Here is a 16379-nt window from a genome sequence, read left to right as displayed (position 1 = left end):
CGCTCACCCCCCGCGGGGCGGGGGGGGGGGGGGGGGGGGGGCCCCCCCCCCCCCCCCCCCCGCCCGGGGGGGGGGGGGGGGGGGGGCCGCCCCCCCCCCCCCCCCGGCGACGCTTTTCATCGCTATTCCCACGGAGGGCGGGATCCTCGTGCAAGAAATCGCTCCGGAAAAGGCGCGCGGACATTCCGTCGTCTTTGCCCCGCGAATTCAGGACCTGCTGGCCCGGGACACGAAGGTGTTCCGGATCGACGCCACCACGGTCGGCGTGTCCGACACCCGGCTGATGGCCGAAATCGTCGCGGCCCGCCCGGTGCTCTCGACGGAACGCTCGGTCTACAAGCCCGCCGCCGGGGCCGACATCCCGCACGACAGCGCCACCCGGACGATCCGCGCCCTCGGACAGGACGTCACGGCGGGCATTCGGACGCCGCCGCCCCCGGCCCGCGGACTGTCCGGCTCCTGGCCGTACGCGCCCACCTCCTACCTGCGCCGCTGGCTCTTCGGCGCCGATCCCCTGCCGGTCGCCCTGCTGGCCAAGCGCGGCATCACCCGGTCCGACACGCTCTCCCGGCTCGTCGACCGGGCCGTCACCGTCTGGCCGGGCACAGGTGCGGAAGGCGGCTCCACCGCACTGGCCGGGCTGATCCGGGGGGCCGCCGACCCGCTGGACCGCAAGCAGGCCGTCGCCATGTACCGGCGGGCCTCCGCCACCCTGTGCGACGGCGTGGCCGCCCTGGCGGGCAACGCCCTGTGGCTCATGCGGGCGACCGGGGAGCGGCCTGCGGACCTGACCGCCGCCCTGTGGGAGACCCTGCGGCTGCTCCCGCCCGCGTGGATGCTCTACCGCAACAGCGGCGACGCGTACGCCGGCCTGCACCCGGAGATCCGCCGCGAGGACAACGTCGCGCTGCTCCCGCTCCTGATGCACCGGCACCCCGACTACTGGTCGGACCCTCTGGACTTCCGCCCCGAACGGTGGACGGGCGTCGCCGACCCGGAGAAGGCACCCGGGTTCATGCCGTTCGGGTTCGACGGAGCCCGCTGCTGGGCCAAACACCTGGTCGTACCGCTGGCCGAACGCCTGCTGACCGTCGCCCTCGACCACGGACTCACCGTCCGCGGCCCGCAGCAGGACGCGCCGGTGCCGCTGCGCTCGCTGCTCTCGGTGCGCTTCGAAGCCTCCGTCGGCGCGTGAGCGGCGCACGCGGTACAGGGGTACAGGCGACCCCGGCGACGCGGCCGCGCACAACCGAACACCCTGACAGCACGGGACAATCCATGGAATCGCCCACGCTCGCCGACTGGGTCGGCGACCTCCACAGCTTCGCCGGCCGCCAGTGGCAGCGCGAGCCCGCGGTCTTCACCCCGGGGCGGCCGGTCTCCCCGTTCGACCTGGACGCGCTGGACTCCGCCTTCGACGGCGGGCTGCTGCGCACTCCGTACCTGGAGATGGTCCGCTCCGACAAGGTGACCGTCCCACCCGAGGCCTTCACCACCTCCCGCACGGTCAACGGCACCCCCCACCACGGCTTCGCCGACCGTTCGAAGGTGCTCGCCCTGCTGCGCACCGGTGCGACGCTGCTGCTGCGCTGCGTCGACCAGTGGCACGCCCCGACGGGCGAGCTGGTCGCGCGGCTCTCCGAGGAGCTCGACCGGCGGGTCGAGGCGTTCTTCTTCCTCACCCCCGCCGGTGCCCAGGGCCTCGCGGTGCACCGCGACGACGCCGACGTGTTCGTCCTCCAGGTGACCGGCCGCAAGTCCTGGTACGTCCACGACGCGCCGGCCGCGGCGGAGTGGTCGCTCGGCGAACTCCCCGACGACGAGCGGTCCCCGCAACGTCTGCACCGGGTCCTCGACCCCGGTGACGTCCTCTACGTGCCACGCGGCTTCGCCCACCGCGCGGTGGGCGCCGGCGGCCTCTCCGGCCACCTGTCGCTGACGGTCCGCGACCTCTCCGTGCCGGACCTGCGAACCACCCTGACGCAGCTGCTCACCGAAGGAGCGGACCTCCCGACCCGCCCGCTGGGCGAACCCGCGATCGCCGACGCCTGCGCCGCGCTGCTCGAACAGGCGCGGGCGAGACTGGGCACCCTCGCCCCCGAGGACGTGCTGCGCGCCGCCCGGGCCGCCCGGCCGAGGCCACCGGCTACGACGAGCCCGGACACCTTCGCCGGAACGGCCCGGAACTGGGCGGACGACAGCCCCGCCCCGGGCTCCGTCGGCCGCACCTGGCGCAGGCTGCGCGCCGCGGCCCGTACCGGGCACTGACCGCTTTCGGGCGGTCGGTCGCCCGGCGGTGCCCGGACAACGGCGGTCCGGGCGCGAGGGGGAGAGACTCCTCGGCATGCGGTCTTCCAAGTGGACCGGCCACCACACCCTGTGGCCGGTGTTCAACCGTCCGCCCCGGGCTCCTGGCGAGCGAGGTGCCCCGCGGCCGATCAGGGGTGATCCGGGTCTGCGATGCTTGCGGCCATGAGTGAGCTCGCAACGGTGGGGATCGTCGGCTTGGGCCGCATGGGCCGGACGTTGGCGGCGGCGTTCGGCCGGGCCGTCGGGCCGGGCCGTCTCCACGCCGCCGGGCGCTCCGCTTCGAGCATCGCGCGGTTCGAGCAGGTCGTCCCCGGAGCGCGGATCGCGCCGTTGCGGGAACTGCCCGACTCCGCGGCACTGATCGTCCTGTGCACGCCGCAGGCGGCCCTGCCCGTCGTGCTCGACGACCTGCGCCCGCGGCTGACCGCCGACCACATCGTGGTCACCATCAGCAACCGGCAGCCGTTGGCCGCTCTGGCCGAGGCGGTGCCGGGACCGGTGGCCAAGCTGATCCCCAGCGCGGGCAACGAGATCGGCGCCGGCGCGACGCTCCTGGTGCCCGGGCCCGGCATGACCGAGTCCGCGACCGAGAACCTCCTGGCGCTGCTGCGGACGTTCTCCACCCCGTTCGTCATCACCGAGGAGCAGGGCCGCAGCGGCGATGGCCGAGGCCCAGCGCCTGCGGCAAGCCCCGTTGCCGCAGGAGATGGCGGAGCAGCTCGCCATGTGCGGCCTGGCGGCGGCGGGCCTCCTGGTCGGCGGCGGCGCCTCCTTGTCCGATGTGGTCGACCGCGTCGCGGTTCCCGGCGGCAACACCGCCGCCGGGATCGAGGCCGCCCGCGACGGCCTCGTGTCGGCATGGCGTGCCGCTTTCCAGGCGACGCAGGACAACGAGCGGTCCGGCCGGCACCCGCACTGACCTCGCGGCACGCGGGCCGACCGGCCGACCTGCCGAGCCCGGGGCGGATCAGTGCTTCGGTGGTTCGAGGACCAGGACGGCGGGGGTGGTGTCGGGGGCCGCGAGGCGGAGCAGGCCGTGGCCGATGCCGGCCAGGCCGACCATCAGGGAGGGGCTGTGGACCCCGTGCGGCAGGCCGCAGGCCCAGCCCCGGGCGTCGAGGGTGTCCAGGGCGGCGTGGGCCTGGCGCCGGGCGGCGGCCTGCCAGGTGCCGCCGGCGAGGTGGAGCGACTCCAGGTTGCCGAGATCACCGTGGCAGAGTGAGGAGTTGTGACCGAAGCCCTCCCGCAGGACGGTGTCGAGGGCGGTGTCGCGTTCGGCGAGGAGCAACTCGCGCTCCTCAGGGAGGAGTTCCGCGAGGGCGGTACGGGCCAGGGCGATGCCCGAGGCACCGTGGCACCACAGCGCGGGGAAGGAGGGGGCGCCGTCGTCCTCACGGACGTCGCGCCAGTTGGCGGCGGTTGCGTCGAACAGGGTCCGCTCGTATTCCACGGCGGCGAGGGCCAGTTGGGGAAGGCGGGGGTCGCCGAGGCGGTGTCCGGCACGGGCCAGGGCCCAGGCGATGCCGGAGCCGCCGTGGGCGAAGCCGGCCAGCGGGCGGCTCGCGCTCTCGGCGAGGGATGCGGGCAGCCAACCGGTGCCGCCTCCGGGGTGCGGCGTGGCGGCCCGGACGAGCCGTTCGGCGCAGGCCGCCAGCGCGTCGGCGACGACGGGACCGGGGCGGACCGCCTCCCAGGCGAGCAGGCCGCCGATGGTGCCGGCGCTTCCGGCCAGCAGGTCGTACTGGGTGTCCTCGGCGGCGGTGGCGGTGACGCGCTCGAGCACGAGGGCGCCGAGCGAGTCGAGTTCGGGGTCGGGGTGGTGGGCCGCGCACTGGGCGAGCGCGTACAGCACCCCGCCGGTGCCGGACAGTCCGCCGCCGAGCCGGTCGGCGCGCCGCCGGACTTGCCGACGCAGCGTCACTTCTGCGGCGCGGGCGGCTCGCCGGTGCGCGGGTTCGTCGGTGGCCAGGGCGAGCTGGTGGAGGAAGAGGACGACGCCCGCGGTGCCGCTGTACAGGTCCGGGCCGAGTTCGGCGGGGGCCCAGCGACCGGGCGGGGCCCAGTTGGGGCCGGCCCAGGCGAGGTCGGCGCTGCCGCGGTAGGCCTCGCGGAGCAGCTGTTCACCGGCTTCGACGGCCTTGGCGAGGGCGCGGGCCGCCAGGGCGGGCCCGGTGTCCTGCGCCGGTTCGGCGGCTGCGTCGGGCCGGGCGGTGGCGACCGCCCGGGCCGGTTCCCGGGCCCCGTCCGCCGTCGTCACCGAGAGCCGCAGCAGCTGGAGTTGGCGGGCGAGGTCCTCCTCGCCGAGGGCGTCCGCCTTGGCGAGCGCGAGTTCGAGGGCGGGCCGGTCGGTGACGCCCGGGATCAGTGCACCGGTGGACGAGCGGGCGTCGACGCTGTCGGGGCGGATGGTGAAGACGGGCACGTCGCCGCGCCAGAGGTCGGCACGCTCGTGTTCGACGAAGGCGAGCGCCTGCTCCTCCCAGCCGACCAGTGCCCAGAGCCGGTCGAGGTGACGGTCCTGGTCGAGGGCGTCGCGGAGCAGGTCGGGGTGGCAGGCGGTGTTGAGCAGGGTGCGGTACTCGAAGGTGTCGCGGCGCAGCAGCCGGGTCTCGTCGGCCGCGAAGGCGCCGATCAGCGTGCGGAGTTGCGGCTTGTCGGCGGCGAGCAGCCGGTAGGCCTCGGTGAAGCCGGCCTCCAGCTCCGCCAGGTGGTCGGCCGGTCGCAGCGGTTGCCCGGCCGGCACGGGCCGGCTGCCAGGGGCTTCGACCGGCACCCGCCGGTACTCCAGCCGGAGTTCGTCCGTCCCCTGGTTGACCAGGACGGGCACGGGCCGGGGCGGGAGGTCGGCCGGGTCCCAGCCGAGGGCGGAGATGTCGGCGCCGCCGTTGCCCTCGTCCCACATGCGTTCGGGGAGCAGGCCGGAACGCAGCACCGAGTGCCGGGCCTGGTGGCGGGCGAGCCGCTCGGATTCGGACAGGTCCTTGGCGGGCTCGTGGAGGTCCGGGTGGAGGATGGCCTCCAGGTCGATGAGGACGGGCTGGTCCCGGACGGCCAGCAGGTTCTGGGCGTGGCAGTCGACCGCGTCGAGGACGTACATCACCGCGGCGAGGACGCCGGCCCGGTGGTAGAAGTCGCTCAACTCGCCCTCATCGGACGCCGGTTCGGCAGTGACGTGGGCGACCCAGCCGTAGCCGTCGTCGGCCAGGTGGGCGAGGTCGCGCAGGGGCAGCCGCAGGCGGGGGTTGAGCCAGTGCAGGAGCTGCTGGAAGTGGGCCTCGGCACCGAGCGGCCGCGGCTTGTAGACCAGTCGGACGCCGTGCTCGAAGCGCAGCGAGCTGACCGTGGCGCCGCCGCGGTGCGGGTCGCCGAGGCCGGTGGCGAGTTCGGTGAGCCGGCCGAGCGGGCGGCCGTCGGCGAAGGTGCGGGCGAGGGCGGGCAGGTCCGCGGCGAGGCGCCGGAACAGGGTGAGGGTGGTGCTCGTCCACTGTTCGGCGAGGGTGGTGAGCCGCAGGGCCAGGACCGGGTACTCGGCGAGGAGCCGAAGCGCCTGCTCGGGCCGGGTGAGCCGGTCGAGGAAGTCGCGGTAGCGCCGCTCGGGGGTGTCGGCGGTCAACTCGCCGCTGAGCCTGGCCACATGGAGTTCGGTGATGACGGTGCGGGTGGCCATCCCGTGGGCGGTGGCGGTGAGCGCGGGCAGGGCGTGCGCGGCCAGCTCTTCGGGGGTGCCGAGGGACGGGGTGTCCAGGGCCGCGAGTCCGGCGCACAGACGGTCGCGGGCGGCGGCGAGCAGCGGGGCGACGAGCCGGGCGAACTCGTGCTCCTCGGGGACGTCCAGGGTGGCCGGCCCGTCGAACGCGACGGCGAGCCGCTCGGCCCACGGGTGGGTGCCCAGGCGGGCGGCGAGCGCGTCGGGGTGCTCGGCGAGGAGGGCGAGCACGGCGTCCGGGTCGAGGGCGTCGGACGCGAGGCGGCGCGCGAACCAGTCGGCCCGGTCGAACGGCGCCTGGGTGCGCCAGCGTTCCAGCTTCCGGGCGGCGCGGTCGGCACGGTCGGCCCGCTCCGGGTCGCCGGCGCCTTCCGGGTGGAACCCTTCCGGTGCCCGGCCGCGGGCGTTCAGCGGGACGGCTCGGGCGGCGGCCCGCAGGAGTTCGGACGCGTCGGCCACGGGGCGGTACTGCCTCTCTTGATGCGCGGTTGCACTGGTCACGCCGGTTGGACCGGCTGGACCGGTCGCTCTGGTTCGACTGGTCGCTCCGGTCGTGCCGTCTGCTCGGCACCGTCGCACGGAGCGGCGTCGGGCACCCCGTCCGTCGCGTGCCCCGGTCCGGTCGTACGACCGGACCGGGGCACGCGCCGAACCCGGAATCAGTAGCTGCAGACGCGACCGCAGCTGGACCAGCCGTCACAGGTGCTGTTCAGCACCGCGGCGGTGACGTAGAGCTCGTCCGCGAGCTCCCCGGCCGGGTGGACCTGGTGGCCCTGGCCGAGGGTGAGCCGGAAGTCCTCGTCCTTGAGTGCGCGAACCTGCTCAGCCGTGGGCTGCATGCTGCCTCCTCCAAGCGTTCGGGTCTGGCACGGGTGTGCCGGTTCCGGATCTTGGCAGCGCTTCCCGGCGGCACACCATAGGCATGCGCACCACCGGTCCTTGTTTCGGCCAGGACCGAACTAGCGCCCGCCCGACCGCCCCGCCCCCGTTCCCCCAGGCCGCGCCCCGTGCCGGCCCGCCGCGGACCGCCGTCCGATCGTTCCGGCGATCCCACACCTGGCCGGAATACGGGCGGTGGATCCGAGGTGAACCGCGCCGGTGGTTTGAACCAGTGGTTCCGGTGGCAGCCGTCCGCACCCAGGGGTCAGGATGGAGACCCCGCCACCCCCGCCCGATCGGAGTGCGATGAGCGAGCAGCGCAACCTCGTCCTGCTGACCTTCCCCGACACCACCGCCTCGCGCTACGCCTTCGACGAGGCGCAGCACCTGCCGGGCCTGCACGCGGTGGCGGCCCTGGAGCGCGGCTCCGACGGTGTGCTGGAGGTGCGGGACACCTTCACCCGGGGCGCCGGAGTGGCCACCGTCGGCTCCGGTGTGCTGGGCGGGCTGGTGGGGCTGCTCGGCGGGCCGGTCGGGGTGCTGCTGGGCTTCGCGGCCGGCGCCGCGCTGGGCAACGTGGCCGAGGAGCGGTACGCCTCGGAGGCCGGCGCCGCGTTGATCGTGCTCTCGCCGCGGGTCCCGGACGGCGGGGCGCTGCTCGCCCTGGACGTCCGGGAGGCCTCGCCCGACCCGGCGGACGGGCTGGCCGCCAAGCACGGGGCGGCGGTCGAGCGGATCGACGAGCACACCTTCACCGAGCAGGTCCGGGCGGCCGAGAAGAAGGCCGAGGACGAGAACGCCGAGGGCAGGAGTGCCGAGGAGCGCGAGGAGGCCTGAGCCTCGCCCCGTCCTCCGGCTCACCCCGCGCCCCGGCTCGCCCCGTCCGCCGGTCTCACTCCGCCCGCAGCGCGTCCACCGTCCGCGCCCGCGCGGCCCGGACGGCCGGGAGCAGGGCGCCGAGCAGGGCGATCAGCACCCCGCCGAGGCCGAGCAGGACGAGCGTCGGCGTGCCGAAGACGTCCAGGGCGGACGGCGGGAAGTCGAGCCCGGCGCTGTGGGCCATCGCTGGCACCGTCAGGCCGTGCAGGAGCAGTCCCGCCGGCAGGCCGATCGCGCCGCCGACCGCTCCGACCAGCAGCACCGAGGCCAGCACCACGCCCACGGTCTGCGCCGGGGTCATGCCGAGCGCCTTGGTGACGCCCATGTCCCGGGTGCGTTCGCGGATCTCCAGGACGACGGTGTTGAACACCCCGAGCCCGGCGACCACGATCAACAGCACCGTCAGGGTGGCGGTGAGCGAGTTCAGGGCCGCGATCGAGTCGCTGGAGCTGTGCCCCGGGTCGGCCTCGGCGGCCAGGTGCAGCGAGGCGATCGCGCCGCGGAGGGCCGTGGCGTAGGCGGCGTGGTCGGTACCGGGCTTCAGTTTGACGAACCAGGTGTCCGGCTTCGGGGCCGTGTCGGCCGGGAAGGTCGCGGCGTCGGTCAGCAGCTCGTTGGTCTGCACGTGGGGGTCGAAGACCTCGCCGACGATCCGGACGGTGACCGGCCGACCGTGGGTCGTGAAGGTCACCTGGTCGCCGAGCCCGACCGAGGCCTCGGTCAGGAAGGTGACGGGCGCGACCGCCTCGCCCGGGCCCCGGTACCAGCGGCCGGAGACCATCCGGTAGCCGGCCCAGGAGGAGTCGCCGTCGAAGGCGGTCACCCGGGTGTCCCCGGCGACCCCGGGCACGGTGACGTCCGCCACGCCGACGCCGTAGGAGGCTGCGGTGCCCGGCTGGGCGGCCAGGGCGGCGGTGACCGCGGCCGGGTCGGCCTCGACCGGCCCGGCCGTGGGGAGCGCCCGGGCGAGCGGCCCGGGAACCCGCTGGGGGTGCACGAGGACGTCCGAGTCGTCGTGGTTCTTGGCCTCCTGCACCCAGCTCATGGTGCCGCCCATGCCGACCGCGAAGACCGCCGCCGTGGTGCCGAACAGCACCGCCGCCAGCATCCCGGCGGCGCGGGCCGGGCGGACGAAGGGCTGGGCCAGGCCGAGGCTCAGCGGCCGGGGCAGCGGCAGCCGGGCGGCCTGCGCGGCGACCCGGCGGGCGACGGCGTCGCGCCGGGTGCCGCTCGCCGTACGGCCGACGGCCAGCACGTCCACGGTGCACAGCCGTCCGGCGCGGGCGGCGGCGGCCCAGGCGACCAGGGCGACGGCGGCCAGCGTTCCGCCGACCACGGCGGCGTCCACCCGGGGCGCGATGCCGGAGGCGTTGGTGCCGTAGAGGCTCCCGGCGGTGGCGAGCACCGGGACGGTCAGCACGTTGCCGAGCACCACCCCCAGCAGGGTCCCGATCGTGGCCGGCACCACCGCCTGTGCGACGTAGGCGCGCACCACCTGGGCGGGGGTGCAACCGATCGCCTTGAGCACGCCGATCCGCCGGGTCGCGGTGCCGACCGCGCCGGCCACCACGTTGCCCGCCACCAGCACCGACATCGCCATGCCGAGCAGGGAAGGTACCGGCGGACGGCACGCCCCCGCGTCCGCCGAGGACGGCAGGTTCCGTACCGCCTCCGGCGTATCCGACGCGGTGTCATCCTTGCGACGTAGTCACCCGGTGTACGGGCTGCCGCCGAGCGCGGGGCTGTCCCGGGCGAGGGCCGACCGCCACAATGTCCCGGTGATCAACCACCCCGCAGTGCAACGGCTGCTCGGCGGCGCAGCGGGCAGCCCCGCTCCCCCGCTCCGGCCGCTGACCCGGCGCGGCCAGGCCTTCGACCTGGCCCTGGCCCTGTTCCTCTCCTTCACCTGCGCCCGCTACGCCACCGTCGCGGGCAGCAACCACACCGCCGGCGCGGCCGGACCGCAGGGCACCACCTGGCACGGGCTGTTGCTGCTGGTGCCGCTCGTCCCGCTGCCGCTGGTGCTGCGGCGGCGCCACCCGCTGGCGGTGCTGTGGGCGGTGCTGCCGGCCGCGCTGCTGGTGCGGTCGCAGCACAAGGACATCGCGTACTGGGAGGGCGTGGTGGTGATCGTCGCCGCCTACGGCGCGGCCGCGTACGGGCGCCGCCTCGCCCCCGTGCTGCTGAGCCTGGCGGCCGCCACCGCGACGCTCGTGGTGCTCTTCGACCACGCCCTGCTGCCGCACTTCCCCAACGCGGTGGTCGCCGTGTTCGTCCTGGTGCCCGTGCTCGCGGTCGCCTACGAACTGCGGATGTGGCGCCGCCGGGTGGAGGAGGGGCGGCAGCGGCTGTCCGCCCTGGAGCGCGAGCAGCCGGCCGCGCTGGAGCGCGCGGTGGAACTCGAACGGGCGCGCATCGCCCGGGAGTTGCACGACGTCGTCACCCACAACGTGAGCATGATGACGATCCAGGCCGGGGCCGCCCGCAAGATCCTGGACACCGCCCCGGACAAGGCCCGGGAGGCGATGGCCGCGGTGGAGTCCGGCGGGCGCGCCGCGATGACGGAACTGCGGCACGTGATGGGGCTGTTGACCATCGACTCGGAGACCGGGGGCGACCCGGCGGCGAGTGCCGACCTCAGTCCGCAGCCCGGTCTCGGCCGGCTCGACGCCCTGGTCGAGGGCGTCCGCCGGGCCGGACTGCCGGTGGAGCTGACCGTGCGCGGGGAGCAGCGGGCCGTCCCGCCCGGGGTCGAGCTCGCCGCCTACCGGGTCGTCCAGGAGGCACTGACCAACACCGTCAAGCACGCGGGCGGCGCCGAGGCCTCGGTGACCGTCGACTACGCCCCCGGCCACCTGGAGGTGGAGGTCACCGACACCGGTGGCCGCCCCACCGGCGCCGCCGCCACCGGCGACGGACGCGGCCTGCTCGGGCTGCGCGAACGCCTCGCCGTCTACGGCGGCAGCCTGCACACCGGCCCCCGGCCGCGCGGCGGCTACCGCGTCACGGCCTCGATACCGCTGGAGAGTCGATGAACGAGAAGCCGTTGCGCGTGGTGGTCGCCGATGACCAGGCGCTGGTCCGGATCGGGTTCCGGCTGATCCTGGAGTCCGAGGGGATCGAGGTGGTCGCCGAGGCCGAGGACGGCGAGCAGGCCGTCGCCGCCGTCCGCCGGAGCAGACCGGACCTCGTGCTGATGGACATCCGGATGCCCGGCCTGGACGGGCTGGAGGCCACTCGGCGGATCCTCGCCGGCGGTTCGAAGGACGCGCCCCGGATCATCATGCTGACCACCTTCGACCTGGACCACTACGTCTACGCCGCGATGGCCGCCGGGGCCAGCGGCTTCCTGCTCAAGGACGTCACCCCGGAGCACCTGGCCGCCGCCGTCCGGCTGGTCCGTACCGGCGACGCGCTGCTCGCCCCCGCGATCACCCGGCGCCTGGTCGAGCGCTTCGCCCGCCCGGCCGCCCCGGAGGCGGCCGCCCCGCACCGGGAACTGGCCACCCTCACCCCGCGCGAGCTGGAGGTGATGTCGCTGCTCGCCCGTGGCCTCAGCAACACCGAGCTGGCCGCCCGGCTACAGCTGTCGGAGGCGACGGTGAAGACCCATGTGGCCCGGATCCTGGGCAAGTTGGGACTGCGGGACCGGGCCCAGGTGGTGGTCGCGGCGTACGAGACCGGGCTGGTGAGCGTGGGGACGCCCGGCGCTCCGTAGGGGCCCGGGAACGCCGTGACGACGACCGGGAGCCCGGGGGTTCGCACCCCCGGGCTCCCGGCCACGCCTACCGCGTCACACCAGGTCGAAGCGGTCCGCGTTCATGACCTTGACCCAGGCCGCGACGAAGTCCTCCACGAACTTCTCCTTGGCGTCGTCGGCCGCGTACACCTCGGCGACGGCGCGCAGTTCGGAGTTGGAGCCGAACACCAGGTCGGCCCGGGTCCCGGTCCACCTGACCTGGCCCGAGGCGTCCCGCCCCTCGAAGGTGTGGGCGTCCTCGGAGGTGGACTTCCACGTGGTGCCCAGGTCCAGCAGGTTGACGAAGAAGTCGTTCGTCAGCACGCCCGGGGTCTCGGTCAGCACACCGTGCGCGGACTGCTGGTGGTTGGCGCCGAGCACGCGCAGTCCGCCGACCAGAACGGTCAGTTCGGGCGCGCTGAGGCCCAGCAGGTTGGCCTTGTCGAGCAGCAGGAACTCGGCCGGCAGCCGGTTGCCCTTGCCGACCCAGTTGCGGAAGCCGTCCGCCTTGGGCTCCAGCGCGGCGAAGGACTCGGTGTCGGTCTGCTCCTGCGTCGCGTCCACCCGGCCGGGCGCGAACGGCACCTCGACGGCCAGGCCGGCCGCCTTGGCCGCCTGCTCGATGCCGACGCCGCCGGCCAGCACCACCAGGTCGGCCAGCGAGACCTGCTTGCCGCCGGCCTGCGCGTTGAACTCCCGCTGCACGCCCTCCAGGGCCCGCAGCACCCCGGCCAGCCGGTCCGGCTCGTTGACCTCCCAGCCGGCCTGCGGCTGCAGCCGGATCCGGCCGCCGTTGGCGCCGCCGCGCTTGTCGCTGTTGCGGTAGGAGGAGGCGGCGGCCCAGGCGGTGGAGACCAGCTCGGAGACCGAAAGGCCGGTGGCGGCGATCCGCCGCTTGAGGTCGGCGACGTCCGCCGCGCCGATCGGCTGGTACGAGACGGCCGGCAGCGGGTCCTGCCAGAGCAGCTGCTCGCTCGGGACCTCGGGGCCGAGGTAGCGCACCACCGGGCCCATGTCGCGGTGGGTCAGCTTGTACCAGGCACGGGCGAAGGCGTCGGCGAACTCCGCCGGGTTCTCCAGGAAGCGCCGGGAGATCGGCCCGTACACCGGGTCGAAGCGCAGCGACAGGTCGGTGGTGAGCATGATCGGGGTGTGCCGCTTGTCCGGGTCGTGGGCGTCCGGCACGGTGCCCTCGCCGGCGCCGTCCTTCGGCTTCCACTGGTGGGCGCCGGCCGGGCTCTTGGTGAGCTCCCACTCGTAGCCGAACAGCGTCTCGAAGAAGCTGTTGTCCCAGGTGGTCGGGGTGGCGGTCCAGATGCCCTCCAGGCCGCTGGTGATCGCGTCGCCGCCGACGCCGGTGCCGTAGCCGCTCTTCCAGCCGAGGCCCATCTGCTCCATCGGCGCGTCCTCCGGGTCCGGGCCGACGTGGTCCGCCGGGCCGGCGCCGTGGGTCTTGCCGAAGGTGTGGCCGCCGGCGATCAGCGCGACGGTCTCCTCGTCGTTCATCGCCATCCGGTAGAAGGTCTCGCGGATGTCGCGGGCAGCGGCGATCGGGTCCGGATTGCCGTTGGGGCCCTCGGGGTTGACGTAGATCAGGCCCATCTGGACGGCGGCCAGCGGGCTCTCCAGCTCGCGGTCGCCGGTGTAGCGCTCGTCACCGAGCCAGGTGGTCTCCGGGCCCCAGTAGACGTCCTCGTCCGGCTCCCACTCGTCGACCCGGCCGCCGCCGAAGCCGAAGGTCTCGAAGCCCATGCCCTCCAGGGCGACGTTGCCGGCCAGCACGATCAGGTCGGCCCAGGACAGGCTGCGCCCGTACTTCTTCTTCACCGGCCAGAGCAGTCGGCGGGCCTTGTCCAGGCTGGCGTTGTCGGGCCAGCTGTTGAGCGGCGCGAAGCGCTGCTGGCCGCCGCCTGCGCCACCGCGGCCGTCACTGATCCGGTAGGTGCCGGCGCTGTGCCAGGCCATGCGGATCATGAAGGGGCCGTAGTAGCCGAAATCGGCCGGCCACCAGTCCTGCGAGGTGGTGAGTACCTCCTGGATGTCCCTCTTGACGGCCGGGAGGTCGAGGGCGTTGAACGCCGCGGCGTAGTCGAAGTCCGCGCCGTACGGGTTGGCGACGGCGGGGTTCTTGGCCAGGATCTTCAGGTTCAGCCGCTCCGGCCACCACTGGCGGTTCCCGCCGCCCTGCGTGGGGTGGAGCGCGCGCCCGTGGTTGACCGGGCAGCCGCCCGCGCTCGCCTCTACGCCGGTTGCATCGTGGTTCTCAGACATGGGAATCCTTCCCTACAAGGCGGATCACGGTGTCTTTCTGCTACCTACGGCACCTTCTGCTATTGCCCAGGCTAGCGCCGGAGCCGATCCTACGATGGACGGAATCCAAGTCAAGAAAGCCACCAAACCCGTATCCGGTCGGGAAACCGACCCCAGTGGATGTCGATTGGTAAACTCCGGTCCTCCCCATGACCTGAATAGGTGAAACCGTTATGAGTGACCTGCTGGAGCGGCTGCGCGAGCGCGGCTGGCGCCTCACTTCCCAGCGGCGCGTCGTGGCCGAGGTCCTGGACGGCGAGCACGTGCACCTGACCGCCGACGAGGTGCACGCCCGCGCGGCCGACCGCCTGCCGGAGATCTCCCGCGCGACGGTCTACAACACCCTCGGCGAGCTGGTCACCCTCGGCGAGGTCATCGAGGTGTCCACGGACGGGCGCGCCAAGCGCTACGACCCCAACGCGCACCACGCGCACCAGCACCTGGTCTGCACCGGCTGCGGCGCCATCCGCGACGTCCACCCCGTCGGCGACCCGCTCGCCGCCCTCCCGGCCGAGCAGCGCTTCGGCTTCACCGTCTCGGGGGCCGACGTCACCTACCGGGGGCTCTGCCCGTCCTGCACGGGCTGACCGTTCCCGTTCCCGGGGCGGCCCGGGTCCACGCGTACAGCGTGCCGGTGTTGGCCGCGCTCCGGCCGCTGGCCCGGCTGGCGGGTCCGCGGGTGCACGTCGCGCCGCTCGTCGGGCTCTCGGTCCTGCTGTGGGGCGCGACGCTCGGAGCCGGAGCCGGAGCCGGGGCTGGGGCCGGGGCCGGGGCCGGGGCCGCCGTGGTGTACGGGCCGGGCGCTGGCCTCGCGCTGCTCGCGCCGGGCTTCCTGCGATGGACCGCCCGGTGCGCCCGTTGATCAGTGGGTGCGGGTCAGGGTCCCGGAGCCGCCGCGGACCTCCAGGTGGAGGGTTCCGTCCGGGTTCAGCGAGTACACCCGCGGCGCCGAGTCAGGGGTGCACGCGGTGCCGCCCTGCAGGGCCGAGATCTTGAGCACGATCTCGGTGCCGGTCACCGATTCCAGGTAGTCGGTCCCGGTGCAGGTCAGGCCGCCGGGGAAGATGGACTCGGCGGTGGCGACGATCTGGTCCACCTGTCCCTGCTTCAGGACGACCCGGTAGGTGAGCGAGCCGTAGACGCCCGGCTCGGTCAGGACGCCCGACCACGAACCGAGGTATCCCTGCGGAATCGATCCGGCCGGGGACGGGGCGGCGGGCGGGGTGGTGGCGGGCGGGGTACTGGCGGCCGGGGTGGCGTTCCGCTGGGCCGGCGTGCTCGGTGCGACCGCCCCGGCGCCCGCCTGCGCCGGCTGACCGGTCGGGGGTGGCTGGCCGTCCGTCGACGTGGCGTCGGACTTCGACAGCCACAGGGTGGCCCCGACCGCGATGGCGGCCACCAGCACCGATGCTCCGAGCGCTGCGGGCCAGCGGCGTCGCGCTCGCGGGACGGACGGCTGGGTCTCCGGCGCCGCGGACGACGGTGGAAACCAAGGGGCCGGGGCCCGGGGCGGGGTCGGCGGAGCCGTGTAAGGGGCGGTCGGGGCGCCGAAGGCCCCGGTCGGTGCGCCCACGGCGGTCGCGGCCGCAGTGGGCGGCGGCGCCTGGCCCGGGAGGGGCGGCTCGGGCACGTGGTCCAGGTCGATCACCTCCACCGCCCGTCGGCTCACCGCCGCCGACAGGCCCGCGGGCAGCCAGGCCCCGCCGCCCGGCCGGGCCATGCCGGCGCCGGCCGCGTCGAGCCGCTCGGCCAGTTCCCGCGGCCCCGGCCGACGCGCCGGGTCCTTGGCAAGGCAGGCCGCCACGACGGCGTGCAGCTGCGGGTCCAGGCCGGTCAACTCCGGTTCCTCGTGGGCCACCCGGTAGAGCAGCGCCTGCACGCCGAGGCCCTCCCCGAAGGGCGCCTCACCGGTCGCCGCGTACGCCAGCACGGCGCCCAGCGAGAAGACGTCGGACGGCGGGCCCACGGCCGTCCCCCGGGCCTGCTCCGGCGACATGTACCCCGGCGAACCGATCACCGAGCCGGAGCGGGTGAGCGCGCTGGTGGCGTCCAGGGCCCGGGTGATGCCGAAGTCGATCAGCCGCGGGCCGTCCGGAGCGAGCAGTACGTTGGACGGCTTGACGTCCCGGTGCAACAGGCCGAGCGCGTGCACCGCCGCGAGTGCCTCCGCCAGCCCGACGCCCAGCAGGCGCACCGAGTCGACCGGAAGCGGCCCGAACTCCCGCACGGCCGCGCCCAGCGCCGGACCGGCGACGTAACCGGTGGCGACCCACGGGTGGCGGCCCTCGGTGTCCGCGTCCAGCACCGGCGCGGTCCAGCGGCCGCCGACCAGCCGGGCCGCCTGGACCTCCTGCCGGAACCGGGCCCGGAACTCACCGTCCTCGGCCAGCTCCCGGCGGATCACCTTGAGGGCGACCGTCCGGCCCCCGGCCGTACGCCCCAGGTACACCCGGCCCATGCCGCCCGCGCCCAACCTCCGCAGCACCCGGTACTCGCCGACCTGCCGCGGATCGTCCGGCTCCAGTGGCTCCATCCCCTGCTTCCCTCCCCGCCCCG

The 16379-nt window shown here is 74.8% G+C and carries 13 protein-coding genes and 1 pseudogene; 9 read left to right on the top strand and 5 right to left on the bottom strand.

Features of this window, described 5'->3' with window-relative positions:
* The first annotated feature begins 235 nt into the window (after positions 1-235).
* From ACH4J0_RS13020 to ACH4J0_RS13005, 4 genes and pseudogenes are all read left to right on the top strand, one after another.
* The gene (locus tag ACH4J0_RS13020; RefSeq protein WP_396239290.1) at positions 236-1195 is read left to right on the top strand and encodes a cytochrome P450; all 960 of its coding nucleotides are present in this window, start codon (positions 236-238) and stop codon (positions 1193-1195) included.
* 83 nt (positions 1196-1278) lie between these two features.
* Positions 1279-2268, top strand: coding sequence for a JmjC domain-containing protein (locus ACH4J0_RS13015; protein WP_396239287.1), 990 nt, complete (start codon positions 1279-1281; stop codon positions 2266-2268).
* A 192-nt stretch (positions 2269-2460) separates the two neighbouring features.
* Positions 2461-2754: pseudogene (locus ACH4J0_RS13010) on the top strand (NAD(P)-binding domain-containing protein); the annotation flags it as partial.
* Between the two features lie 217 nt (positions 2755-2971).
* The gene (locus ACH4J0_RS13005; RefSeq protein WP_396239285.1) at positions 2972-3229 is read left to right on the top strand and encodes a pyrroline-5-carboxylate reductase dimerization domain-containing protein; all 258 of its coding nucleotides are present in this window, start codon (positions 2972-2974) and stop codon (positions 3227-3229) included.
* 48 nt (positions 3230-3277) lie between these two features.
* Here ACH4J0_RS13005 and ACH4J0_RS13000 read toward each other — a convergent pair whose 3' ends face one another.
* Positions 3278-6475, bottom strand: coding sequence for a type 2 lanthipeptide synthetase LanM family protein (locus tag ACH4J0_RS13000; protein ID WP_396239282.1), 3198 nt, complete (start codon positions 6473-6475; stop codon positions 3278-3280).
* Positions 6476-6675: 200 nt separating this feature from the next.
* The gene (locus ACH4J0_RS12995) at positions 6676-6855 is read right to left on the bottom strand and encodes a hypothetical protein (RefSeq protein WP_030279901.1); all 180 of its coding nucleotides are present in this window, start codon (positions 6853-6855) and stop codon (positions 6676-6678) included.
* 346 nt (positions 6856-7201) lie between these two features.
* On the opposite strand from ACH4J0_RS12995, the gene ACH4J0_RS12990 reads away from it, so the two are divergent.
* The gene (locus ACH4J0_RS12990; RefSeq protein WP_396239280.1) at positions 7202-7732 is read left to right on the top strand and encodes a hypothetical protein; all 531 of its coding nucleotides are present in this window, start codon (positions 7202-7204) and stop codon (positions 7730-7732) included.
* A 55-nt stretch (positions 7733-7787) separates the two neighbouring features.
* Here ACH4J0_RS12990 and ACH4J0_RS12985 read toward each other — a convergent pair whose 3' ends face one another.
* Positions 7788-9374 (bottom strand): FtsX-like permease family protein, encoded by a 1587-nt coding sequence (locus ACH4J0_RS12985; RefSeq protein WP_396239278.1) that lies wholly within the window; start codon positions 9372-9374, stop codon positions 7788-7790.
* Positions 9375-9552: 178 nt separating this feature from the next.
* On the opposite strand from ACH4J0_RS12985, the gene ACH4J0_RS12980 reads away from it, so the two are divergent.
* Positions 9553-10809, top strand: a complete 1257-nt coding sequence (locus ACH4J0_RS12980; protein ID WP_396239276.1) for a sensor histidine kinase — start codon at positions 9553-9555, stop codon at positions 10807-10809.
* Positions 10806-11492 (top strand): response regulator, encoded by a 687-nt coding sequence (locus ACH4J0_RS12975; RefSeq protein WP_396239274.1) that lies wholly within the window; start codon positions 10806-10808, stop codon positions 11490-11492. Before ACH4J0_RS12980 ends, ACH4J0_RS12975 begins: the two co-directional genes overlap by 4 nt.
* 75 nt (positions 11493-11567) lie before the next feature.
* Here ACH4J0_RS12975 and katG read toward each other — a convergent pair whose 3' ends face one another.
* On the bottom strand, positions 11568-13784 hold the full coding sequence (gene katG / locus ACH4J0_RS12970) for a catalase/peroxidase HPI (RefSeq protein ID WP_396239272.1): 2217 nt from the start codon (positions 13782-13784) through the stop codon (positions 11568-11570).
* Between the two features lie 212 nt (positions 13785-13996).
* Between katG and ACH4J0_RS12965 the strand changes: the two genes are divergently transcribed.
* On the top strand, positions 13997-14410 hold the full coding sequence (locus ACH4J0_RS12965; protein ID WP_396239270.1) for a Fur family transcriptional regulator: 414 nt from the start codon (positions 13997-13999) through the stop codon (positions 14408-14410).
* Positions 14411-14460: 50 nt separating this feature from the next.
* Positions 14461-14685 (top strand): hypothetical protein, encoded by a 225-nt coding sequence (locus tag ACH4J0_RS12960; protein WP_396239268.1) that lies wholly within the window; start codon positions 14461-14463, stop codon positions 14683-14685.
* On the opposite strand, the gene ACH4J0_RS12955 is transcribed toward ACH4J0_RS12960, so the two are convergent.
* Entirely contained in the window at positions 14686-16356 is a 1671-nt protein-coding gene (locus ACH4J0_RS12955; RefSeq protein WP_396239266.1) for a serine/threonine-protein kinase, read from the bottom strand.
* Between the last annotated feature and the right edge of the window lie 23 nt (positions 16357-16379).

This window comes from Kitasatospora sp. NPDC017646, from assembly GCF_044329365.1.
Taxonomy (GTDB): Bacteria; Actinomycetota; Actinomycetes; order Streptomycetales; family Streptomycetaceae; genus Kitasatospora.
Note: the sequence above shows the minus strand (reverse complement) of the source record. Positions and strands in the feature narration are given on the sequence as shown.

Bases quoted from the DNA above. Each gene is read 5' to 3' on its own strand.
- ACH4J0_RS13015 (WP_396239287.1), top strand. From the start codon at position 1,279: ATGGAATCGCCCACGCTCGCCGACTGGGTCGGCGACCTCCACAGCTTC.
- ACH4J0_RS13005 (WP_396239285.1), top strand. From the start codon at position 2,972: ATGGCCGAGGCCCAGCGCCTGCGGCAAGCCCCGTTGCCGCAGGAGATG.
- ACH4J0_RS12995 (WP_030279901.1), bottom strand. From the start codon at position 6,855: ATGCAGCCCACGGCTGAGCAGGTTCGCGCACTCAAGGACGAGGACTTC.
- ACH4J0_RS12990 (WP_396239280.1), top strand. From the start codon at position 7,202: ATGAGCGAGCAGCGCAACCTCGTCCTGCTGACCTTCCCCGACACCACC.
- ACH4J0_RS12985 (WP_396239278.1), bottom strand. From the start codon at position 9,374: ATGGCGATGTCGGTGCTGGTGGCGGGCAACGTGGTGGCCGGCGCGGTC.
- ACH4J0_RS12975 (WP_396239274.1), top strand. From the start codon at position 10,806: ATGAACGAGAAGCCGTTGCGCGTGGTGGTCGCCGATGACCAGGCGCTG.
- katG (WP_396239272.1), bottom strand. From the start codon at position 13,784: ATGTCTGAGAACCACGATGCAACCGGCGTAGAGGCGAGCGCGGGCGGC.
- ACH4J0_RS12965 (WP_396239270.1), top strand. From the start codon at position 13,997: ATGAGTGACCTGCTGGAGCGGCTGCGCGAGCGCGGCTGGCGCCTCACT.
- ACH4J0_RS12955 (WP_396239266.1), bottom strand. From the start codon at position 16,356: ATGGAGCCACTGGAGCCGGACGATCCGCGGCAGGTCGGCGAGTACCGG.